The sequence below is a fragment of the Alicyclobacillus fastidiosus genome, assembly GCF_026651875.1.
GTDB lineage: Bacteria > Bacillota > Bacilli > Alicyclobacillales > Alicyclobacillaceae > Alicyclobacillus > Alicyclobacillus fastidiosus.
In genome coordinates, this window is the sequence record NZ_CP104067.1 from 2771322 (window position 1) to 2793172 (window position 21851).

Annotated in this window: 23 protein-coding genes; 18 read left to right on the forward strand and 5 right to left on the reverse strand. The window is 48.9% G+C overall.

Annotation, left to right across the window (positions count from 1 at the left end; genetic code table 11):
* The first annotated feature begins 30 nt into the window (after nt 1-30).
* Nucleotides 31-399, forward strand: coding sequence for a hypothetical protein (locus tag NZD89_RS13840; RefSeq protein ID WP_268008267.1), 369 nt, complete (start codon nt 31-33; stop codon nt 397-399).
* A gap of 13 nt (nt 400-412) precedes the next feature.
* Here NZD89_RS13840 and NZD89_RS13845 read toward each other — a convergent pair whose 3' ends face one another.
* A complete protein-coding gene (locus NZD89_RS13845) occupies nt 413-1084 on the reverse strand; it encodes a PrsW family glutamic-type intramembrane protease (RefSeq protein ID WP_268008268.1) in 672 nt (223 codons plus the stop codon).
* A 63-nt stretch (nt 1085-1147) separates the two neighbouring features.
* On the opposite strand from NZD89_RS13845, the gene NZD89_RS13850 reads away from it, so the two are divergent.
* From NZD89_RS13850 to NZD89_RS13865, 4 genes are all read left to right on the forward strand, one after another.
* Complete coding sequence (locus NZD89_RS13850; RefSeq protein ID WP_268008269.1) at nt 1148-1963, forward strand: DUF2797 domain-containing protein; 816 nt, start codon at nt 1148-1150, stop codon at nt 1961-1963.
* Between the two features lie 62 nt (nt 1964-2025).
* Nucleotides 2026-2202, forward strand: a complete 177-nt coding sequence (locus tag NZD89_RS13855; protein WP_268008270.1) for a hypothetical protein — start codon at nt 2026-2028, stop codon at nt 2200-2202.
* 108 nt (nt 2203-2310) lie between these two features.
* Nucleotides 2311-3030 (forward strand): S1C family serine protease, encoded by a 720-nt coding sequence (locus NZD89_RS13860; RefSeq protein WP_326492934.1) that lies wholly within the window; start codon nt 2311-2313, stop codon nt 3028-3030.
* 118 nt (nt 3031-3148) lie between these two features.
* On the forward strand, nt 3149-3466 hold the full coding sequence (locus NZD89_RS13865) for a rhodanese-like domain-containing protein (protein WP_268008271.1): 318 nt from the start codon (nt 3149-3151) through the stop codon (nt 3464-3466).
* Here NZD89_RS13865 and NZD89_RS13870 read toward each other — a convergent pair.
* Nucleotides 3418-3792 carry a hypothetical protein gene (locus tag NZD89_RS13870; RefSeq protein ID WP_268008272.1) on the reverse strand — a complete coding sequence of 125 codons (375 nt, stop codon included), beginning with the start codon at nt 3790-3792 and terminating at the stop codon, nt 3418-3420. The two genes, NZD89_RS13865 and NZD89_RS13870, sit on opposite strands and share 49 nt — an antisense overlap.
* A gap of 127 nt (nt 3793-3919) precedes the next feature.
* On the opposite strand from NZD89_RS13870, the gene NZD89_RS13875 reads away from it, so the two are divergent.
* Nucleotides 3920-4648, forward strand: a complete 729-nt coding sequence (locus tag NZD89_RS13875) for a class I SAM-dependent methyltransferase (protein ID WP_268008273.1) — start codon at nt 3920-3922, stop codon at nt 4646-4648.
* A 346-nt stretch (nt 4649-4994) separates the two neighbouring features.
* On the opposite strand, the gene NZD89_RS13880 is transcribed toward NZD89_RS13875, so the two are convergent.
* A complete protein-coding gene (locus NZD89_RS13880; protein ID WP_268008274.1) occupies nt 4995-5678 on the reverse strand; it encodes a metallophosphoesterase in 684 nt (227 codons plus the stop codon).
* Nucleotides 5679-5874: 196 nt separating this feature from the next.
* Between NZD89_RS13880 and NZD89_RS13885 the strand changes: the two genes are divergently transcribed.
* From NZD89_RS13885 to NZD89_RS13900, 4 genes are all read left to right on the forward strand, one after another.
* The gene (locus NZD89_RS13885; RefSeq protein ID WP_268008275.1) at nt 5875-6591 is read left to right on the forward strand and encodes a UvrD-helicase domain-containing protein; all 717 of its coding nucleotides are present in this window, start codon (nt 5875-5877) and stop codon (nt 6589-6591) included.
* A gap of 1238 nt (nt 6592-7829) precedes the next feature.
* Nucleotides 7830-8987, forward strand: coding sequence for a hypothetical protein (locus NZD89_RS13890; RefSeq protein WP_268008276.1), 1158 nt, complete (start codon nt 7830-7832; stop codon nt 8985-8987).
* 13 nt (nt 8988-9000) lie between these two features.
* The gene (locus tag NZD89_RS13895) at nt 9001-11004 is read left to right on the forward strand and encodes an McrB family protein (RefSeq protein WP_268008277.1); all 2004 of its coding nucleotides are present in this window, start codon (nt 9001-9003) and stop codon (nt 11002-11004) included.
* A complete protein-coding gene (locus NZD89_RS13900) occupies nt 10988-12832 on the forward strand; it encodes a hypothetical protein (protein WP_268008278.1) in 1845 nt (614 codons plus the stop codon). The genes NZD89_RS13895 and NZD89_RS13900 overlap by 17 nt, the downstream gene beginning before the upstream one ends.
* Nucleotides 12833-13167: 335 nt before the next feature.
* Here NZD89_RS13900 and NZD89_RS13905 read toward each other — a convergent pair whose 3' ends face one another.
* Nucleotides 13168-13965 carry a site-specific integrase gene (locus tag NZD89_RS13905; RefSeq protein ID WP_268008279.1) on the reverse strand — a complete coding sequence of 266 codons (798 nt, stop codon included), beginning with the start codon at nt 13963-13965 and terminating at the stop codon, nt 13168-13170.
* A gap of 210 nt (nt 13966-14175) precedes the next feature.
* Between NZD89_RS13905 and NZD89_RS13910 the strand changes: the two genes are divergently transcribed.
* The 8 genes from NZD89_RS13910 (at nt 14176) to NZD89_RS13945 (ending at nt 20951) form a co-directional block, all read left to right on the forward strand.
* Entirely contained in the window at nt 14176-14466 is a 291-nt protein-coding gene (locus NZD89_RS13910; RefSeq protein ID WP_268008280.1) for an alcohol dehydrogenase catalytic domain-containing protein, read from the forward strand.
* Nucleotides 14467-14650: 184 nt separating this feature from the next.
* Nucleotides 14651-15007 (forward strand): zinc-binding dehydrogenase, encoded by a 357-nt coding sequence (locus tag NZD89_RS13915; protein WP_268008281.1) that lies wholly within the window; start codon nt 14651-14653, stop codon nt 15005-15007.
* Between the two features lie 216 nt (nt 15008-15223).
* Entirely contained in the window at nt 15224-15985 is a 762-nt protein-coding gene (locus NZD89_RS13920) for an SDR family oxidoreductase (RefSeq protein ID WP_431308714.1), read from the forward strand.
* Nucleotides 15986-16021: 36 nt separating this feature from the next.
* Entirely contained in the window at nt 16022-16318 is a 297-nt protein-coding gene (locus NZD89_RS13925) for a UxaA family hydrolase (RefSeq protein WP_268008283.1), read from the forward strand.
* Nucleotides 16315-17487: a UxaA family hydrolase gene (locus NZD89_RS13930; RefSeq protein ID WP_268008284.1), complete on the forward strand. Its 1173-nt coding sequence runs from the start codon at nt 16315-16317 to the stop codon at nt 17485-17487. Before NZD89_RS13925 ends, NZD89_RS13930 begins: the two co-directional genes overlap by 4 nt.
* A 33-nt stretch (nt 17488-17520) precedes the next feature.
* A complete protein-coding gene (locus NZD89_RS13935; RefSeq protein WP_268008285.1) occupies nt 17521-18186 on the forward strand; it encodes an RraA family protein in 666 nt (221 codons plus the stop codon).
* A gap of 226 nt (nt 18187-18412) precedes the next feature.
* The gene (locus tag NZD89_RS13940) at nt 18413-19675 is read left to right on the forward strand and encodes an MFS transporter (RefSeq protein WP_268008286.1); all 1263 of its coding nucleotides are present in this window, start codon (nt 18413-18415) and stop codon (nt 19673-19675) included.
* Between the two features lie 166 nt (nt 19676-19841).
* The gene (locus tag NZD89_RS13945) at nt 19842-20951 is read left to right on the forward strand and encodes an enolase C-terminal domain-like protein (RefSeq protein ID WP_268008287.1); all 1110 of its coding nucleotides are present in this window, start codon (nt 19842-19844) and stop codon (nt 20949-20951) included.
* Nucleotides 20952-21047: 96 nt separating this feature from the next.
* On the opposite strand, the gene NZD89_RS13950 is transcribed toward NZD89_RS13945, so the two are convergent.
* The gene (locus NZD89_RS13950; RefSeq protein WP_268008288.1) at nt 21048-21815 is read right to left on the reverse strand and encodes an IclR family transcriptional regulator; all 768 of its coding nucleotides are present in this window, start codon (nt 21813-21815) and stop codon (nt 21048-21050) included.
* Nucleotides 21816-21851: the final 36 nt, after the last annotated feature.

Here is a 21851-nt window from a genome sequence, read left to right on the forward strand (position 1 = left end):
CTAGGATATGAGCGCTCGGGAGTGTATGATTTGCCACATTTTGCGCTTGTCCTTGAACAGAGCCGCAAGGCGAAAGCCGCGCGCAACGTATACGATTATCTACGGGGAAGACTCAAGGATCCAAAACGCCTCATCGCCGAGTTACAACTCGAAGGTATGGTGGGCACAGAGGGAATTCGCGTAGATCCAGGTGACAAATACCGAGTTTTGAATGTACGACTTCACGATGAGTATCTAAGTCCGTTTTTTCGGACAGATATGAACCTCTTTCAGCTATTGATGATCGACGAGCATACCGAAATGTCCGTCTATCGGGCGGAGAAGGGCTGGCTCTTCGTGTTCGAGGGCCTTGCACCGGGACCCTCCCCGTTTGGAACGAACGGCTTCGACATGCGCTGATGTCCGCGTGCGCTCACGTCGCATACCGAGTCGCCGTCCCGTTGGTTGCAGTGCGGACGCGCTTCATGATGCGGGCGGACGTCTCGACTAAGAACAACAAGAAGAACACGAGGACCAAATCTGCGACCACCGTAGAACTGAGTGCGAAGGTGTCGTAAATTCCGTGAACGCACGCCGGTATGATATAAGCCAGCGCCTTCGGGGAACCTCGGAATTTCGCTTTGGAGAACCAGTAACCCATAATGATGGCGAACATGAAGTGTGCGGGAACGGCCGTAACGGACCGAACAATTGCCGTCATCAGCCCGGAACTCGTCACGTACATCACGTTTTCCACCGTGGCAAAGCCAAGCCCGATGGCGGCGGCGTAGACGATGCAATCGACGGGCCTTCGCACGAGGTGGCTTTGGTACACGCCGCGATCGAAAATCGACGCCTTTAAGAACTCCTCAATCATTCCCGCAACGAAGAAGGCGGTAATCAGCCGCCCCTCAATCCCACCTTCTGTGAACCCACGGGAGTTCATCATCAGGCGTTCGATGACTCCAGCTGGCAGGACGATTGCGGCACCGAGGATGAACAATCGGAAAACTTGTCGTTTGGGTTCTGGATGCAACTGGTCTCGCGTGTAGATAAACACCAGCAGCAGCAGGCCAGGGATGATGGCCAGAGCGACATAGAACATATGCGTACCTCTTTTATGTTTGATTTCTGGAACGCGCATAGTGTGTGCAGGGAGGCAAAGATTATGTTAGCGGGCGATTTGCGATCACTGAATCAAGTTCTTGGAGACCCGGTCGAGTACACTTTGGAATTTGAGAATCTGGTACAGCCACTAAATTCTTGGATTGGCTCGGAAGTGCAAATCGTACATACGGGTGTCAAACGATGTGTTGCGTGCGGGCGCAAAGTGAACAAGCTATTTCAAAGCGGGTACTGTTTCCCCTGTGTTCGAAGCCTGGCGGAGTGTGATCTGTGTATCGTCAAACCACACGAGTGTCACTTTCACTTGGGCACGTGTCGAGACGAGGCGTGGGCACAAGGCCACTGTATGATCCCACACTACGTCTATCTCGCGTGGAGCAGTGGATACAAGGTGGGGCTCACGCGCAAGGGCAGGGAGCTCAAGCGTTGGATGGATCAAGGTGCCACGCTCGCGATGGTCATCGCGGAAGTGCCGACTCGGCGCATCGCTGGTGAGTTGGAGATGGAGATTGCCAAGCACATGGCGGACAAAACCGACTGGCGGAAGATGCTGAAGGAGGAAACGGCACCCGATGTACCGCTCTTGGAGGTGGTGAAAGGCGTCATCGACAAACTCGATCCCGACTTTCACCAATACCTGCTTCATGACCGCGGCGAGCCGCAGGCCATTCGCTATCCGCGGACGCCCGACTTTGCGGTCAACCTGAAATCGATGAATCTCGACAAGAGCCCTGTGGTCACAGGCGTGCTTCGCGGCATCAAGGGACAGTATTTGCTATTTGATGAGGGCGTGTTGAACGTGAAAAAATTTGCTGGTTACCACGTCGAGGTTTCTAATCGCGTGCCTGTGCAAGCGTAGTGTCGCGAAGGCATGTGTCAGACTACCCTTGGGTAGACTAGCCCCGCAAAGGGGGATGACGGATGTCGTGGGTATATGAAGCGAGATTGTATGATTCAAAGTCTGTGGCATCCTACGTGGCCATGTGTGTTCGTGATGACCATCTTCTCAGTGGCGCGAGTGATTTAAAGGTTCAGGTCTACAGAACGAGAAAAGGGAATTACGGCGTACGTTATCGCAAGCAAGACGGCCTGGAATAGGCAGTGGTGGATTCCAAGCCGACGCCTCACACCAGTCAAGATGATGGAATACACTGTACAACGTTAAGCGGGGTTAACAGTGTAGTTGTCATGTGGGGGGTGATGGCGTTGGTAAAGAAAGCTCAAACAAGTGTGCGACCAAAACGCACGTCCACCGGGCTGCCCAACTTCGTGACACTTGTTCAACGCTACAAGAAGGCCGTGATGGGAATCGAGGTTGTTCAATCGCTTACAACCGGCCGAGGTTTAGGGCCGCGTCCGCTGTTTCCGTGGGACAGAAGCCAACCCCGACAAGGGCGGTCAGCGATGAACATTGGCACGGGATTTGTATTCCATCCAAGAGGCTACATTTTAACCAATGAACACGTGGTAAGTGACGGAGATCGGATCATGTTGCGCGTTTTCGGAAAGAAAGATCTCGTTGAAGCCCAAGTAGTCGGCCGCAACCGGGCTCACGACATCGCCATTCTGAGCGCCGATATTCCGATTCCGTCCCCCATTTTAAAAATCGGTCAGGGCAAGGACGTTCATGTCGGCGAATGGGTTTTGGCTATCGGGTCTCCACTGGGGCTAGATAACACGGTCACGGTCGGGATTGTCAGCGCCAAGAACCGGCCGCTCCAGATTGGCGATAGAGAATATCCCAATCTGATTCAAACGGACGCGGCCATCAATCGCGGCAACAGCGGGGGGCCCTTGATCAATCTTCGCGGTGAAGTGGTCGGGATGAATACGGCGGTTTCACAGAGTTCACAGGGCATTGGATTCGCCATCAGTGCGGACGTATTGCGTAAAGAAGTGGATCACATCCTCAAGAATCTCAACTGAGCGCTCGATTTGATTCCCTCGCTTCAACAAGCGGTTTGCGGTGTGGTACAGTGGAAGAGGCGGCAGGTGGATATCTGCCTAAGAACCACTTTGGTGTCCAAAAGGAGTATGTGCAACCGTGGAACGCGAAGGGATCGTACAATACAGCGCAGATGAGCTGAAAACCATTCTTCAAGAGGGCTCTGCAGTCGTCATTGACGTTCGGACGCCTGAAGAATACGCTGAAGGGCATATTCCAGGCGTGCCCCTGAAACCGATGCAGGAGGTTGGCGAGTGGATTCGGGAACTCTCGCCAGACGAGTCTTACGTCCTGGTGTGTCGCAGCGGAGCCCGTTCGCAGCGAGTCGCGCAGTTTCTAAAAGCGAACGGGTTTGAGGACGTCGCCAATTACGACGGCGGCATGCTTGCTTGGGACGGAGAACTGTCGTCGAAATAACGGCGAAGAAAGAACAGTTGCCGCGGATTCGAACGGTAACAGAACTCAAGGACGGCTTCGGTGCTTATCTCATCGGGGCCGATTTTTGTGTTCAATTCTTCGGTCACGTCGCGCAACCGGACACTGGTGCCCTGCTCCACGACCACGTCCAAGAGATTCTCCCACGGATATTTTGACACGATGCGCCGCAAGAAGTTGTGGCGAGCGCTCTCCGCAAACACGCGAAACTGGTCCGTTCGATATGTGATCAGCACACCCGCAGGTGTGAAAATGTAGTCTCCTGCTTCTTCCACACTGATTTCCATGATGCGTTTGATCTCCGGCATAGATATCCTCCCTATGAATAGTTCCACTCTACGTGATTCGCTTGTCCGCCGCAAGTGAGAACCAGGCGGTTGCCCATCCTTCTCGCCCGCCTTGGCATACGATGGAGGGAAAGCGGGGTGGCCCACCTTGAAATATCACGATATGTTAGCGCGGCTTGGCGTCGCCAACGCCCACCCTGGTGGTGGGAATCTGTCGGCGGTTTGGATGAACCGCGTATCCGTTCCCGATGGAGCCGAGGTTCTCGATCTCGGCTGCGGCAATGGCGCCACGGCGTGTGCCATGGCAAAACGTTGGTCGTGCCAAGTCACAGCCCTCGATATTCGTTCTAAAATGCTTGAGAATACGCGACGTCGAGCTCGCCGTGAGGGGGTGGCCGTCCGGACGGTCCCTGGGTCGGCCGAGGCCCTTCCATTCCCAGATCACCAGTTTGATCTCGTCGTCTGCGAATCGGTTCTCGTCTTTGTCCGGCTCCCCCGTGCCCTCGCGGAAATCGCTCGCGTTTTAAAGCCGAACGGCCGAGTGGTCGACGTGGAAATGATGACGTTGCGGCCGGTTACCCCGGAATGGCGCGAAGGTGTCAGGCGGATTTACGGAGTGGAGCACGTACCGGACCTGTCGGGCTGGAGAAGCTCGTTCCAGGCGGCTGGCTTTGCGTGTAAAGTGTTGCGGTCCGGTCCTATCCAGAGGTTGGAGATGTCCGATAATCAGCGCGACGACGAGGTGGCGGACCAGCATGCGCTGTCTGACCCGCAAGTGCTTCAGCTGATTGAGGCCAATGGCAGATGGTTGGAAGCGAATCATCAGACGATGGGCTATGGCGTCTTTTTGTTGAATGTGGCGAATTCACCGACATAAAGCGCTGGAAGGCAGGGGATAGTATGGACTGACACCGCAATTTTCTAAAAGCGTGGCGAAAGCGGCTGGGCTGTATGACGATGACGATGATGCGGCTTGCACAAAAGGCTGGTGAACAGCCTGTGGAAAATGGCGAACGGATGTCGACCATGAAGTTTAGGCTGCGGAGGAAGGTCGTACAACGACGATGTTCTTTGCGACGTCGTGCTGCGGATGGCAGACACCGCAACGAGCGCGATCGCGCCGCACAGCATCACCTTTCGCCTCGCTTGACGTGCAAATGCGGTGTTTAAATACCGGCGGCAGCCTGCCGCCGGTCGATTTTGTGCCTGGACGCGCCAACTCGTTAGAGAATCACCGGTGTAAAGCCCACGTAGTCGGCACTGACCAACTGGTAGCGGGTTCCATTTCGCGTGTCGTTGAACGCATATCGGTGACTCCCCCCATGGAGATGTCCATAGACGCACAGTTGAACGCGATACTCCTCCAACACGCGGGTAAACACCGTCTCCTCACCATCGACGCCCGTGGGGGGGTAGTGCAGCATGCAAATGATGGGTTGCCCACTTTTCGCGGCGTGATCGAGAGAGAGCTTTAGGCGATGAACCTCACGCTGTAAGATATGCTCATCCTCGTCTTGAAAGCTGGGGTGGCTTGGCAGGACCCACCCCCGTGTGCCGGCTACGGTGACATCCCCAACTGAGAGGCTGTCGTTCTGAATCGCATACATCTGCTGCGGCAATAGACTCCGAACCTTGCCGATTCCAGTCCACCAATAATCGTGGTTGCCACGAATCATCACTTTTGCACCTGGAAGTGAATGGATCCATTGGATATCAGGCACGACCTCATCTAACGTCATCGCCCACGAAATATCCCCGGGAATGAGCACCGTATCCTGTGGAGATACAATGGAAGTCCAGTGCTCGCGGATCTTATCCGCGTGGTCTTTCCAAGCTTCCCCGAACACGTCCATCGGTTTGTCAACTGTGTTGGCGAGATGAAGGTCACCGATCGCATATAAGGCCATTGGGTAACAAGCCCTCCTCTGACTGCTCATGATACCACGTGAACCCCACCCTTGCCGAATGTTCCGTGCAACAGACGGCTGCTTCCCAGAACGATGTAAAGCGCACTGGCCCAATTTCAAAATGGTTTCGGATTGATACAGTGCGTAATGGCCGTGTGCGGCGTTTTCTGGCATGCTGGTCGTGGGGGGTGAAAGGGTGACGCAATGGACCGACGAGCAACGCGCGATTATCGACGAACCACTTCTATCCACTGTGGTGATCGCCGCGCCGGGGAGCGGGAAGACGTCCGTACTGACGGAACGAATTGCAACCGTGGTGCGGCGCGACAGGATCGCTCCAAACAGGATTTTAGCCGTCACGTTCACCAGACAAGCTGCAGAACACATGCGTCAGAAACTGGCCCGACACGACCGTCTGACGTTTCGCGCGACGGAGTCCCTTCGAATCGGTACGTTTCACTCCCAGATCTTTCGCGCGATGCTGGAAGTGACCCCGAACATCCCTGTGTTGTTGAACACTCGCGAACAGTTCACCATGATGCGGGACGCGATGTGCCGAGTCGTTCGAAAGACGGACGAGATCACGCACCGCGCTGTAACCGAGCGGCTGACGGAATACTCGCGCGTGGTAGGGTGCAACGTGCGGCCCTCGAACCGTGAATCACGCCGCGTGTTCACGGCCTACACAAAGTTGAAACAACAGCGCAACCGTTGGGATTATGACGATATCTTGCTGGCTGGCGCCACCGCTGTAGAGAAGGGGATGGATTTACCCTTCTTTGACAGACTGCAGTACTTGCTAGTAGACGAGTTTCAAGATACGAACGCCTTGCAGTGGACGCTCGTGGCGGCGATGCACGACCGGTATCGGCTACCCATCTTTGTGGTTGGCGACGATGACCAATGTTTATAGGGTGCACCGGATGTGTCTTATGTGTGTTCTTTTCCTGTCATATCTAAGTTTCTTGTGCAAAGAGCAGCAATGTACACACGCACATTACTGCTTACATCTTCATTGGAATTCCGCGTACTGCATCGCAATGCAATTCGACAAAGTATTGTTCCATTTTTCTGTTCCATTTCATCACAACAATAGTTTTGCACTGTAACGGGCGACGTCCAAGTTTGTCCACGACTAGATTCTTCTGAAGTTCAAGTCCAGGTTGTACGGCCCAAGTTTCTTGCAAGTGCTGGAGTGGGTATCTAGGCGCGGTGGATTATCTTGGTCATTAGCGTTGTGGCCAGTTTACGGCTCGGTTTGGACTTACAAGCGCTAGCTGAGGCTCGTCGTAGAACGAGAGTGAGAAGCATCGTTGACGCCTATAATGGTACGTATGTCACCATGCACATGGGAGTACCAAGGAATTTAACTTCGGATAACGGACCGGCGTGAAAGTTCCGTTTTACGGCTCTGACACCCGACGACATCGGCCGTATGGCGGGGCATAAAATAAGTGTGGGAAGTCGCTTGACAGTGGCTATGGTACAAGACAATTGACAAGTCTTAAGCGCCCTAGAGGGCAAATTTGGGCTTTTCGTATAGTGGATGAAACGCACCGACTATTTCTTCCGGTGATTTTTTAAACGCATTTAAAAATACCTCGATTTATACAATTGCCATTGTTCTATTTGGAACTCATTTGCGGATTAGGTAACATCACCTAAAACACGAGGCGGGGAACTTGAAAACCGCCGTGTTCGCAAGGGCACCGTGGGTTCGAATCCCACCCTCTCCGCCATAAAAGTCAATAAGGACGCGGTTTCTCGGATGTCTCGGGAAGCCGCGATTTTTCGTTGTTGAGTGCGATTGCAAATCAAATGCAAATCTGTTGTGAGTTAAAGCGGGACATGGCTGGGATTGGGCATTCGGTAGAAATCAAGTTCGTTAGCGGGAAAATCTATTTTACTTAACTGACTGCTGTCACCGCGTTAAATGAGAGTGCGTGTTAAACCGCCTTTCTATATTTAAGAGATAGGTGTACAAGATTATATTGGATAGTGATACGATTGAGGTTCGGAAAAACTAGCATATGTGCGTCAAGAAGATCTCACATCTCTAGTTAATTATATTACAATCAAGGGGATATCCAGTTCGTGTAAGGATCTGTTGACTGGGTCAAGGGACTACACACTTTGAGGGGTTGAAGGTGCATGGGACAAGAAACGTGGCAATGGGTTTTACAGTCAATGCCGGACGAAGAATTGGCTGCCTTTGCAAAGTTAACGAAGGCACAGGTACAAGGGTTTAGAACCATCACATCAGCGAACATCAAAAACATCCGGCCCTTGGTGGTCAACGATATACTGACCAAAATCAATAAAGTGAAAAGTCCGCCCACAAGGGTAGATAGAGACTCGGAAGACATTAGACAGCGAAGTCTTGCAGACTTGCAGGAAGACGTGGCAAATGGTGCAGATGTGGTGGATATTTTGCTTGCCCTATTGACCAGCAAAGAGTCCACACATCACACAACGGCGGATTTGCTGTTCGACAAGTTAAAATCGAATGGCGAGCTCGACCGAATTGCTGAGAAAATGGCAGAGCTGAAGACGCAAGAACAGTTAGAACGCGAACAGAAACAGAACCAAGAGGAACTCGTCAATAATGTAAAAGACCTCGAACGAAAGCTAAAAGCGAGCCAGGAAAAAGTAGACCAGTTAAAGGAGCAAATAGAGGAGCTAAAGCAAACACATTTTGAAGAGAGAAAGAAATGGAAACAGGAGAGAGATGACTTTATAAAACAATCGCAACTCTTGAAAGATAAAGCTACAGCACTGGAGTCCTCCTCCACAAGCAACAATTTGGTACAAGCTGAATGGGAGAAAGAGCGGTCGAAGCTGCAGGCAGAAATCGAAAGACAAAACACAGAAATTACACATCTTCGAAATTTGTCGAACAAGGTCGGATCGACACATTTGAGCGGAACAACCATGGCAGATGCATTCGCGAAGGTAGATTTGTTTCAAGTGATTCAAGGTACTCCTCCCACTTCGGAGGAGAAATCATCCGATGGCCCAAGTAAGGAGATAAAACCCCGTAAATTGCCCAGCGTCTGTTTAATTGGCAGCAGGACAAAGGCAAATCAGGATGCAAGGGCTACGCTAAAATACCAGGTTCAAATCGTTGAAGCCAATGACATCGACCACATCATCTCGAACCAAGACACATGGTCTGGATTTGACCAGGTTTGGATGCTAACCTACGAGACAACCATGAGGTCGCAGAGAAAGATTCAGCGGGTAGTCGACCCCGAGCGTCTGAAGGTTTTTCACAATCACAATGAGCTTGTGCAGTATATGAATCGTTAAAAGGAGTACATTCATGATTAACAAAACGTGGGACATTGACGTAGTAGGTGTACTAGCTTCTGAGGAGTACGTTCGTGAAAAGACGGGAAAATCATGTGTATTTGTTAACTCTCAGAATTCTATACAATTCTCTGTACGGTTGATTTCGGAGACACCAGAAACGTTTCCGAATCAAAATCTATTTACCGGATTCAGCTCCAATCTCGCGGCGTACGCATTCGAGGATCACCCGTGGGAGGATCAGGAGGTTCGCCGTCAGGCACTAGTTAACTTCTTGGAGGACAAGTTACTGGTCTTTCGTCCGCAACGTAAAACCCGTCCAGATGCAGACGAGGTCTACCAGATTACTGAGGTACGTACGCATCCGAAGACCGACGCCTATCGTGACTCGACAACGTATATTCCTGTACCGGTATTTGGTGAGGGAAAACATGGTGTAAGTGAATCCGAGTTTCTCGAAAAACTTCAATCCGAACGTTACGTAGGGAAGATTGAACATATTTCAACTGAGTTGAACGACACCCCTACGTATGTTGTGTGGAGGGGGCGAGACGGATCCCTCACGGTTTACGGGGAATTTGAGAGACACCTGTACGCCAATGGTGGTTTTTCATTTAAGTTTAATGATTTAAAACGGACCGAGTTCCGCGAAGAATGGTTTGACGACGCCTTTTCTGAGGGCGACATTCTGTTTGTCAGCCTAGACGTCTACAACCACATGGCGGATGCAATGCATACAGGTAGTTCGGCTGCTGAAATCGTTTCATTGAAGGAATCCACCGAAATTGGCAACGAAATCGCTGCAACGTCAGCGCCGTCAGTCAAAGGGAATGATGTAATGATGGATAAACCAGTTTTGACAAACGTGTTGCCTATATCACGGACTGATGGGCGAAAGGACTTGTTGACAGAAGACCGGTCGGAGGCGGCGTTTCTTGAACACTTTATGCAATCCGCTCGCGAGCGGAATCTACTGTATTCTGATACCGATTTAATTAATTTTCACACAGCGATGAAATCGTCGACGTTGGTTATCCTTGCGGGAATGAGTGGAACAGGCAAGTCTCGGTTGGTCGAAGTGTACGGACGTGCGCTTGGCATGGACAGCGAACAATTGAACATTATCCCTGTGCGGCCCGCATGGACGGACGATGCCGACTTGATTGGCTATGTCGACTCGATTCACAACGTATATCGACCTGGAGATTCAGGCCTGATTGACACGCTGAAACAGGCTCAGGATAATCCAGACAAACTGTACATTATATGCTTTGATGAGATGAATTTGGCCCGCGTAGAACATTATTTCTCGCAGTTCCTCTCAGTGCTTGAAATGCCGCAAGGCAGAAGAGAGCTTCGATTGTATAACGAGGACTTAATGACGCGTTTATACAACTACAAGGAGTATCGGGCCTCCATCACCATCGGATCGAACGTCATGTTCGTTGGGACGGTTAACTTGGACGAGTCAACCCATCATTTTTCGGACAAAGTGTTGGATAGAGCGAATGTTATCACCCTCCATGTACTTCCATTCCATCAACTGAAACAAGTTGGTGATAGAAGGGTCGAGAAGAGCCTTCGACGTGCGTGGAGTACGGAAGATTTTTCAGCATTCCGCAACACATCTGAGGGGATTCAGCTTACCAACGATGAGTTATCTATCTTGGAAGAAATCCATCAACTGTTTCAGTCGATTGACTTCAATCGTGGGATTGGGTATAGAATTGTTCGCCAAATCGACGCGTATCTCAAAAACCTACCGACTGACTCCGCATTGAGTCGCGATCAAGCATTGGATCTCCAAGTTGTGCAACGAGTCATGACAAAAGTTCGGGGGTCGGAAGACCAATTGAGACGCTTGTTAGGCACTTACCAAAAGGACAATGATGCCGTGTCTGAAAGTTTGTTACTTCAATGCCTAGACAGGTTCAGCCAGGTTTCGGATTTCAAGGAAACACGAAAAGTGATAGGCCACAAAGCGAAAGAGTTGAGATTACATGGATATACCATCTAATCTTCCGTTCACAGTGCGCTTCCTAGCGGGTAGAGATGGTCAGTCAAAACCCGTTAACGCTTTCTTTACCGATGAAAGTCGTCTAGACAATTACCCGTCACCGGTTCAGCTTCGAGAAAACTCTCGACTCGAGGTTCAATTTATCGCGGACGATGATGAAGCAAGGTTTTATATGGACGGTTTGGAACTGCTCGCGGATAAGAGCGTCGAGCTGGACCATACCGGGACGCCCTATCTTGAACCTTCGTCTCGACCGTATGTTCTCTATACACCATCAGATGAGTATTACCCATATATTCCGGGATTTTATCGTATTAAGGTGGTTGTTCAGGGCCAATCTTATGTAACGTCCATTCAAATTGTGCCAAGCAGGATTTCTGTGCAACAGTGGGAAATTATGCGTGACGAGCTTGAGGTAGAAGTTCGAGGCCTGGCACAGGCCATTGTCCGGAAGAATCTCAGTGTAGGGGATAGTTTGGAGCAATACATCCCTGCGGAGCATCTACATCGATTTCTGGTTATCCGACAACATTTTCCCACGGTGATGGCGGCTTTAGCCGATTTGGTGGAAATGGTGAACTATCGAATTCGCACCGAATATCGGCTGTTACCAGTTGAACGCGTGAAAGCAATCGATGAAGTGACCATTCGACACCGATTGACGCATCCAGATTACGTCGACACGCTGAAAGCACCTGTCCGAGACGTCGACTATAATTTGCCTGAGAACCAGTGGATTGCAAGAATCGTATCTACCGTCCGCACTTATCTGGATGATGTGATTCGGTCCTTAGATTCGTATCGTGACTATATTCAGTCCGAACTCAACGAGCAACTGCTGTTCGCAGAGGACAGACGGCAGACGTCAGGCGAATCCGCAGTGATTCGCGGTCACAGAATGGTGCTTAGAGAGCTGGATTTGTTTGCAGAGCACGCTCGCAAAATGCTGCATAGTGTTCAGCTGGTGACCCGCTCAACGTGGTATGAATCTGTCCGCCAAACGCGACCATCATACGTACCACACGTATTGCTACAAGACCCGCGGTATCGCGCACTATACAGAATGTACCGAGATTTGCACGCCGACAATGTTCAGGTGAAACTCGATCCGGCGTTTGCCTACCAGTGGAAGCGAACTGACCTTCTTTATGAACTTTGGGGTTTCCTTAAACTCTGCACTGCGTTTTCTGACGGGCTGTCGTTTGTACCCAAACGAGGATGGATTTACGATTCGGCACAGACAGCATCCGAAGAATTGTTTGTTCCTGTTCTTATGCCAGATACCTTTATCGTGCTAGAGAAAGAAGAGGTCCGGGTTCACTTAGTCTACAATGCGACACTACCATCCAGGGCGAGTCAGACCAACCTGGAAGTAACACCTATGCACATGCCTGGCGGATTTCATAATCGACCAGACGCTCGCATTGACGTGTTTCATAGAAATGTTTACTGTGGGTCGGTGATGATGGATTTCAAATATCGACACAAGTCATGGTTTTGGAATCCCAATCCTAGACCGGCTAAGCGTCCGCCGGCGACGAATCAGCTCATCTCGTATTCGAATGATAGTAAATCGTCGTGGCTTCTTGGAGGATACCTTCCCCCCAGCTTACGCGAGCAAATGCGACCGGTCATCGAAGTCTGGGGTGTCTACCCCAGAAACACAGATTACCCTACGAAGGATGATGTGGAGTACGATAACACCCACAATGTTCGCCTGGTCAACCTGTCACCAGGTGTAGACAATGAGCACTTTATAGCGGAACTGGCCCATGTGTTGGATAAAGTTCTCGACTTCGCAGCTAAGGCTAGAAATTCCAATGCGTGAAGACACAACGAGACGGTGGGTAAATAGAGGACGCTGTCGAGGATGCGCCCCCCCCGTCTGCTCAGCATGTTTCGCGATTGTAGTGTGGATTGAGTATCAATTTTCAAAAGCATCTGCTTAAGACAGATAAATTATTGACGTGGTCCGTGCACACATTGAGACGTATACGACACCAAATTCGGGCGGCTCTAGAATTCATGTATAGGGAAGTGAGAAACCACCGTGCCATAGTGACACGGTGGTTTTGACTTTTGGGGAACTGTTGGTGCGGCACGGAATGTGCTTGTGATTAGCTGTGATGCTAATCTCCAAAAGATTCAATTGCAAATCAGCCGCTAATCGGTGTCGTTAACTATCCTCTGTTTTTTCAGTGTGTCCCCAAACAACGCATCACCAAAATCTTTAGCGACCTGTTCCTGAAGCCCGGGCAGTACGTGAGAGTAGGTGTCCAAGGTGATGTTAATGGTGGAGTGGCCTAGTCTCTCTGACACAATTTTTGGGTGGACCCCTTGTTGCAATAGCAAGCTCGCATGGGTATGGCGCAAATCATGGAAACGGATGCGGGGGACGCCTGACTGTTCAAGAAGAGCGTACCACTGTTTGTCCAGTGTATTGATTGAAGCGGGACTCCCGTCTTGACGCGTGACAACCAACCCGTTGTCATGATATAGGGGACCTAATCGAAGCTTGTTTTTTGCTTGAATAGCCTTGTACTTACGAAGTTGAACCACAACCTCGGGAGAGAGGGCAACCATCCGCTTACCTTTATTGGTCTTCGGGTCAAGAAACACAGGTTGGCCGTTTACATACGTCAGAGTTTGCCTGACGTATACCCTTCCATTCTCCAAGTCAACGTCCACCCAGCGAAGGCCGAGAATCTCTCCCTTTCTCATGCCAGTGGTCACAGCGATTAAAAAAACAATATAGTACGAGCTAGATTTGGCTTCTTCAAGAAACCTTAGTACGTCTTCACGCGTCCAAACGGACATTTGAACTGGGTCAGGTTTGGGCGGGTCGACGGCATCTGCGATGTTGCGAGCCACAAGCCCCCATTTTACTGCCCGGTCAAGTGCATCATGTAGAACTAGATGTACGCGAGCTACACTGGTTGCTAGACGGCCTGTCCCTGACACAGCGGCAGGCCCACCCCAAAGTCACTGCTAGACCGTCACCATCAGTCGTCCACCAGCTACATGATTTGGCCATTGTTGACAAGGGGTCCGCCTTAGTTGATTTCTGAATTGACAAAATAGAATAACTACGGATAGCATAAACATATACATAAAAATAATTTTCATATATAAGAAATCTTTTTGAAGGCTGGTCAATGAGGTGAAAGCAAGATGAAAGCCGTATTTTACGAAGGGAATCAGAAAATCCGCGTTGGCCAGTGTGCACCGGTACCCCCGAAGGCAGGAGAAGTACAAATCAAGGTCTCCTACGCAGGGATTTGCGGCACCGATCTTCACATCTTTCATGGCCATATGGACAAAAGGGTCACATTTCCACAAGTCATGGGCCATGAAATGTCCGGAGTCATTCAGGAAGTAGGGGAAACCGTAACTGATTTTGTTGTAGGCGACCACGTTACGGTGAGGACCTCTGGACTCTTGCGGGGAATGTCCAGCTTGTAGGGCCGGACATAGTCATATTTGCCAGACTTTAAACTTTCTCGGCATCGAAACTCCAGGCGCTTTTCAGACCTATTGGACAGTTCCTACACACACCTTGCACCGTATTCCCAGTAATTTGTCATTGCAACACGGTGCGTTAATTGAACCGTTGGCGGTTGCGTGTCACGATGTAAGAATCGGCCAAGTGAAACGGGGCGAATATGCTGTTGTCCTTGGCGGTGGCCCAATTGGAATGCTGATTGCTTTGGTGGCTCAGAAAGCAGGTGCCAAGGTTCTCGTCTCGGAAATCAACCCATTTCGTCTGCAAACTCTTCAGCAACTCGGATTGGCAACGATAAATCCCAAGGAACAGGATATCGTCCAATTCGTCAATGAACAGAGGTCCGGAGCCGGTGCCGATATCGTGTTTGAAGTAACTGCATCGGCAGCCGGAGCGGAGGTGATGACCCAACTTCCACGTACAAGAGGAAGAATTGTGGTAGTCGGCATTTTTGGCCAACCGCCAAAAGTTGATCTTTTCCGTTTTTCTGGCGGGAATTAAAACTGTTTGGTGCAAGGGTTTACGAGCCAGAAGACTTTGAAAATGCTTTGCAGCTTGCCGCTACTGGACAATTACCACTTGACCGCATCATTACGGAAGTTTACCCGCTCGAATATTTGGAAAAAGGGTTTAGACAAATGGAAAGTGGTGGAAACGTTATGAAAATCCTACTCACCTGTTCTTGAGAACAGAAAGGGAATAGAAACGATGAACGTAATGGATTTGTTTAAATTGGACGGAAAGACCGCGCTCGTTACAGGTTGCAAGCGTGGCATCGGAAAAGCAATGGCCTTGGCACTGGCTGAAGCGGGCGCCGATATAATTGGAGTCAGTGCCTCTCTGGAACAATGCAGCAGTCAGGTTGAGCAAGGAGTCACAGCGCTCGGCCGTAATTTTAAAGGATATGCCTGCGATTTCAGCGACCGTAGCGTGATTTACCAGTTTGTTGAGCAAGTAAAAACCGATTTTCCGGTGATTGATATTCTGATAAACAATGCAGGAACAATTCTGCGGAAACCTGCTTCTGAACATCCCGACGAATATTGGGATAAGGTGATCGATGTAAATTTGAACGCACAGTTTGTGTTAAGCCGAGAAATTGGCAAGGAAATGGTGGCGAAAGGTTCCGGGAAAATTATCTTCACTGCCTCTCTCCTTACGTTTCAAGGAGGTATCAACGTACCTGGTTATGCAGCTAGCAAAGGTGCCATCGGACAGTTGACGAAGGCGCTGGCTAACGAGTGGGCAGGAAAGGGCGTTCAGGTGAACGCGATCGCTCCTGGATATATCGTTACCGACAACACAGAAGCTCTCAGGAGCGATCCTGAGCGCTATTCGTCCATAGTAACCCGTATCCCAGCGGGCCGCTGGGGCATACCTGAAGACTTTAAAGGCGCGGTTGTCTTCCTCGCATCTACCGCTTCCGACTATGTGTGTGGAGAGATTCTAACCGTTGACGGCGGATGGATGGCCAGATAAGAATTGTGACGAAGTTGATAAGACGAGGTGAAGGAGATGACAACAAAAACCACGGGAAGAGCAATCATCCTGCACCAGAAAGACAATGTAGCAACCGCTTTGGAAGATTTCACTGCAGGGATGGTCATTCATTTTCCTGAGCGAAATCTGTCCGTTGCGTTGAAAGACGAAATAAAATTCGGGCACAAGTTTGCCGTGCGGGACATAAGGGAAGGTGAAAAAGTTTTTAAATACGGTGTCGCAATTGGTAGGAGTAGTCAATCTGTTTTTATTGGCGAACATGTGCATCTCCACAATCTAGTTACTTTACAAACGAAGGGAGATGCCGAATGAAGGGGTATAAAAGACAGGATGGCAGAATTGGTATCCGCAATCACGTAGCTGTGATCTACACCGTGGAATGCGCTCACCACGTTGCTGACATGATTGCCCGAAGCGTGCCCGGGGCAGAAGTATTCGGTTTTGGTGGATGTTATTCGGATCCTTATGCATTTAAAATGCTTGTCGAGTTGGGCAAACATCCGAACGTGGCTGGTGTCATTGTCGTCCGACTAGGCTGTGAATCCACCAATGTGGACCTGCTAGTTGAACAAATCAGGATGTCCGGAAAACGTGTTGAACTCATTAATATTCAGCAAACCGGTGGTACCATTGCTTCCATTGAGAGAGGAAAAGCCTACGCCATGGAAATGGTCTACCATTCCCAACAAACACAGATGGTGGATATTTCCCTAGGTGATCTAATCATTGGTGTTGAATGTGGAGGCTCGGATGCTACATCGGGGATTTCTGCGAACCCCGCTACGGGCTGGGCTGTCGATCGACTGATTGAACAAGGCGCTACGGTAATCTTCAGTGAACTACCAGAACTGCTTGGATGCAACGATTATTTGCTAGAGCGCCCAACTACTGATGCGACGAAACAGCAGCTGCTGGACGGCCTTAAGAGAGCCAACGAACTCGGTAACATTCTGAAAGCGTTTGCCATTTCCACCGGCAATGAGAAAGGTGGACTGACTACCATTGAGGAAAAATCACTGGGTGCTTTATGCAAAGCCGGAACGAAACCAATTGATGGCATTTTAAAGACAGGACAAAAACCCGTGGCTCCTGGACTCTATTTACTGGACAAAGTGGGCATTTTAGATTCCCAACTAGTGACCCACTATGAGGAAAATGACAGCGATGGATTGGTGTCCCTGATCGCATCGGGTGCGCATATCATTTTGTTTACCACTGGGCGAGGAAGCGTTGTTGGCTCTGTTGTCTCGCCGGTAATCAAAGTATGCGGTAACCCTGAGACTGGTAGAAGGATGTCAGACAATATGGACATTAAGGCCGGAAGTATTATCGAGGGCACCGCAACCATTGAACAAGTGGGGCAGGACATTGTGGACCTGATCACGCAAGTGGCTGGAGGAAAACTGACACGGGCGGAACTGCTTGGTCATCGGGAATATGCGATACCGTACAAACCAAGCAGGGCCTGCGACGTAGTGTGAAAATTAAATCAATGTGAAAAGAGGATGGAATATATGGTAAACAACATACCATTGGAAGAAGTGTTGGAACGCTTTAAGAAAGTATACAACGGGGCAGTCTCCGACATGCTGGATTCTATCGGATACAGAGACCAGGTACTTCCCAAAGAACTTACTCCACTCAATCCTGAAGTTAATTTTTGTGGAACGGCATTGACTGTCAACGGTCAGGCTACCCATTCTAAGGAGACGGAAGTTGCTTTTGTTCCTCTATTGAAAATGCTTGGAGACGTGCAAAAAAATAATGTTGTGGTTATTCAGCCAAACGACGATATTTGCTCTCATTTGGGAGAACTTGCATCCACAACGATAAAAGCACGCGGCGGTGTAGGCGCGGTTATTTACGGGGGAGCACGTGACATTGACTACGTCCAAAAGTTGGGCCTTCCTTTGTATAAGTTGTATACGACTCCAGTAGATATTGTGGGTCGTTGGTACGTGAAAGAATATAATGTGCCGATTCGCATTAAGAATGTCAATGTAAATCCGGGAGATATCATTAAAGCGGACAAAGACGGAGTTGTCGTCATTCCGCTTGAAGTTGCTGAGGAAATTTTGCTCAAATCAGAGGAGTTGTTAAACACCGAGAATCATGTACGCAACGACGTACAAAATGGTGTCCATCCTCTTGAATCATTCTATAAGCATGGATGGTTTTAAATTTAGATCAAGGGTATTCAAGGCAAACCACTTGCCTTGGATACCCCCATCAATCATGTCCGAATATGCGAATATGGCGAAGTACTTGTAATTGGACACTGAATTTTCGCTAATAATTGTGGTTTAAAAACTCTAATTAATAAATCTAAAGGAGGGCATGAGATGGAACTGGTCAAGTCTTCTAAATTCAGTGTATCGAACATGCGCTGGGTGGTTGTATTCGTGAATGCTCTCGTTGGGGTTAAACTATGGTGATCGATCCGCGATTGCTGTTGGAGCACCATATATTATGAAAGAATTCCACTTTGATACAGTAACTTGGGGAATTATTTTAGGAGCCTTTTCATTTGGATACGCCCCATTTTGTTTTGTTGGAGGGTGGACATCAGATAAGTTTGGGCCGAGAAAAATTATGGCGCTGGCATGTGTGTGGTGGTCCATTCTCACGGCGCTGACGGTAGTTGGGTTCAATTTCCTCACCTTTTTCCTGCAACGGTTGCTGTTCGGCTTTGGAGAGGGTCCTCAAGGGTCCGTTACAACCAAAACCTTGGGCAGTTGGTTCCCACAAAGAGAACTTGGTTCAGCTATAGGCATTGCCAATGCATCGACAGCTTTAGGGGGCGCTATCGCAACACCTTTAGTTGTATGGTTAATGGTTATTTCACACGGTAACTGGCGAATTCCTTTTATAATACTTGGGTTAATCGGTCTTCTGATTGCCATTGGTTGGTTTGTTGTTGTTAGGGATAAACCGGAACAACATCCTTGGATTACCGTAAAAGAATTGACGCAAATTCAGGCTGGCGAACTGGCAAGAAGTCCTGAGTACGCTGTAGATGGTTCGGTTCCAACTGTGCGACAGTATCTAAAAAGTCCGCTTGTTTGGACAGTTGCAATAGCTTTTTTTGGATACTCATGGGTGCTCTTTACGTTTCTTAACTGGTTTCCTGATTATCTCGTTCAGGCTCGACACATAAATATTAAAAACTTGGCTATAAGTGGCGGTATTCCTTGGGTAGCTGGAGCTATAGGAATCATCATAGGCGGTTTATTAACGGATTGGTTGGGACGGAAAACAGGCAAAACGACTGTGGTTCGTAAATGGGTAGTAGTGATTAGCCTACTTGGTGCTGGTGCCGCCTTTGTTCCGAGTGCATTGGCCTCCTCTTTGATCAGTGCTGTTACTCTTATGGCAGTGTCTGTATTTTTACTTTATTTAACGGGAGCTCAATATTTTGCAATTATTGCCGAAGTTGTGCCATCTTCAAGGGTTGGAGGAGTTATGGGATTTGTTCACTTTATTGCAAATCTGGCAGGAATTTTAGCTCCATCGATTACAGGTGCCTTGGTGGGTATGACTCATACATGGAGCATCGGGTTTGCTATTGGTGCAGTCATGGCTGGAATTGGTGCATTGGGTTTAGCAGTCTTCGGAAAGGTTAAGACGAAGCAGACACATACAAATGCAAGTAGTGCTATAAGTCAGTAATGACCTTTTAACTACAGATTTCTGTACAACTAGGAGAGATTTTACTGAAAATAAAATTAACTTTAAAATTCAGAAATTAATAACATGAGAGCGTGAAAACAGTGTCCATTCTTTGGAAACATTCGATAAGCATGGATTGTTCTGATTTCAGGAAAAGGGGATTGCGATGAAAATTACAGATGTGAAAGTGATGGTTTCCAACCAGCAAGTGGTTCAGGAAACTGCTGATGATGAAAGAGGTAAGGGCCAGCGTTGGGATATTGTTTCGGTGCGCATTGTAACCGACGAGGGAATCGAGGGCGTATCCTTCGCCTGGGGGGCTCGGAGTGGAAGAGTGACCGCAAATATCATCTATGACATTTTAAGACCTGCACTAATTGGTGAAGATCCTTTAAGTATAGAAGAAATTTGGCACAAATTAAGAACCGTCGACCGCTGGCACGCTCTTCTTCCGACATATGCAATCGGACCCATCGATATTGCGCTGTGGGATATATTGGCGAAGAAAGCTGGAATGCCGATGTATCAAGTGCTAGGGGCATATCGCAATAAGGTGAAGGCGTATGCTAGTTCGTTGGTTTTGCCATCGCCTGAGGCTTATGTGAACGAGGCGCTGTATTCGAAAGCTAGAGGCTATCACGCTTATAAAATTCATCCAATTGGAGATCCGAATCTGGACATTCGCACCTGCGAAATGGTCCGCAAAGCGGTCGGCGACAACTTCGATCTAATGCTGGATCCTGCAGCGGCTTATAACTATGAGCAGGCTTTAAAAGTGGGGCGAGCGATTGAAGAGATGAATTTTATCTGGTATGAGGAACCGATGCCGGATGAGCAGTTTGAAAATTACGTAAGGTTATCCGATAAGCTTGACATCCCTGTGGCGGCCTGTGAATTTATTTCTGGAAGCCTGTTTACCACATCAGAATACATCGCCAGAAGGGCCGTCGATATCATCCGAAGCGATGTATCCTGGAAAGGCGGCGTTACTGCTCTCAGAAAAACAGCCGCCTTATGTGAGGCATTTGGAATCAATTGCGAGATTCACACCACTTGCTATGCACTGCTTGATGCGGCGAACCTTCATGTCAATTGTTCGATTAAAAACTGCACCTACCATGAAGTACTGCTACCTGAAAAACAATTTACGTTCGGGGTGAAAGCTCCCATCGTTATCGATCAGGACGGCTATGTCAATCCTCCGTCTGTTCCTGGGCTTGGCGTTGAAGTTGATTGGGAGCTCCTGGGGAGAAGTAAAGTGTATGTACCGGAATAAATCTAAGGCGTTGGTCCAGTACATCCTAATATTATGAGGTTTTGAGAATGCCGGTCGGACGTAAGGTCAGCCGGCATTCATTATGCGTAGCCCTCGTTAAACATTTTCTTTCAGCAGTAAGCTAATCCGATTGGCTGCTTCTTTGACGGTTAAAATCAATTCTGGTTCTCTTTGAGCGTCCTCATCTGTAAAAAAGGGAATGCTGATGCTCACACTGGCGATCATTTTGTCATATCGATCGTAAATAGGTGCGGCAAAGCACTTGCAGCCCTTGTAGGACTCAGCGTCGTCAATACTGTAACCACGTTGACGGATCTGATTTAATTCTTTCACCAATTTGTTAACACTATCAATGGTGGTAGGAGTTAATTTTTCAAAGACATAATTTTGGTACAGCTTTTTAATTTGGTCATCAGAAAATGAGGAAAGAAGCATCTTTCCCAGCCCGGTCACATGGGCGCTTTGCACCTTTCCGACTTCCATGTGATAGCGAATTGGTTGATTCGATTCCTCATAGGCAATGTATACCACATCTAACCCGTCCAATACGGCAAGGTGAACATTCTGATTAAACCGCTGTTTTATTTCCTTCATGACGGGTTTGGAAAATTTCAACAGAGGATCTGCGGATACAATGTTGGAGAACTCATAAACTTTTGATCCAAGCCAGATTCTCCGGTTGCCATCCATTTTTAAAAATCTGCGCTGCAACATCGTATGGACGAGAGCATGGATGCTACTGTCTGCAATATTCAACTGCTTACCCAGTTCACGGATATGAATACCGTTTTTCTGCTGAGCCAATAGCTCCAATATATCAAAAACGCGATCTGCAGATTTCACTGGCATGAAATTTTTCTTCATTTAATGCTCCTACCTTCATGAAAATTAGGTGAATTG

Bases quoted from the DNA above. Each gene is read 5' to 3' on its own strand.
- NZD89_RS13845 (WP_268008268.1), bottom strand. From the start codon at position 1,084: ATGTTCTATGTCGCTCTGGCCATCATCCCTGGCCTGCTGCTGCTGGTG.
- NZD89_RS13850 (WP_268008269.1), top strand. From the start codon at position 1,148: ATGTTAGCGGGCGATTTGCGATCACTGAATCAAGTTCTTGGAGACCCG.
- NZD89_RS13855 (WP_268008270.1), top strand. From the start codon at position 2,026: ATGTCGTGGGTATATGAAGCGAGATTGTATGATTCAAAGTCTGTGGCA.
- NZD89_RS13870 (WP_268008272.1), bottom strand. From the start codon at position 3,792: ATGCCGGAGATCAAACGCATCATGGAAATCAGTGTGGAAGAAGCAGGA.
- NZD89_RS13880 (WP_268008274.1), bottom strand. From the start codon at position 5,678: ATGGCCTTATATGCGATCGGTGACCTTCATCTCGCCAACACAGTTGAC.
- NZD89_RS13890 (WP_268008276.1), top strand. From the start codon at position 7,830: ATGGGACAAGAAACGTGGCAATGGGTTTTACAGTCAATGCCGGACGAA.
- NZD89_RS13895 (WP_268008277.1), top strand. From the start codon at position 9,001: ATGATTAACAAAACGTGGGACATTGACGTAGTAGGTGTACTAGCTTCT.
- NZD89_RS13900 (WP_268008278.1), top strand. From the start codon at position 10,988: ATGGATATACCATCTAATCTTCCGTTCACAGTGCGCTTCCTAGCGGGT.
- NZD89_RS13910 (WP_268008280.1), top strand. From the start codon at position 14,176: ATGAAAGCCGTATTTTACGAAGGGAATCAGAAAATCCGCGTTGGCCAG.
- NZD89_RS13920 (WP_431308714.1), top strand. From the start codon at position 15,224: ATGGATTTGTTTAAATTGGACGGAAAGACCGCGCTCGTTACAGGTTGC.
- NZD89_RS13925 (WP_268008283.1), top strand. From the start codon at position 16,022: ATGACAACAAAAACCACGGGAAGAGCAATCATCCTGCACCAGAAAGAC.
- NZD89_RS13930 (WP_268008284.1), top strand. From the start codon at position 16,315: ATGAAGGGGTATAAAAGACAGGATGGCAGAATTGGTATCCGCAATCAC.
- NZD89_RS13935 (WP_268008285.1), top strand. From the start codon at position 17,521: ATGGTAAACAACATACCATTGGAAGAAGTGTTGGAACGCTTTAAGAAA.
- NZD89_RS13940 (WP_268008286.1), top strand. From the start codon at position 18,413: ATGCTCTCGTTGGGGTTAAACTATGGTGATCGATCCGCGATTGCTGTT.
- NZD89_RS13945 (WP_268008287.1), top strand. From the start codon at position 19,842: ATGAAAATTACAGATGTGAAAGTGATGGTTTCCAACCAGCAAGTGGTT.
- NZD89_RS13950 (WP_268008288.1), bottom strand. From the start codon at position 21,815: ATGAAGAAAAATTTCATGCCAGTGAAATCTGCAGATCGCGTTTTTGAT.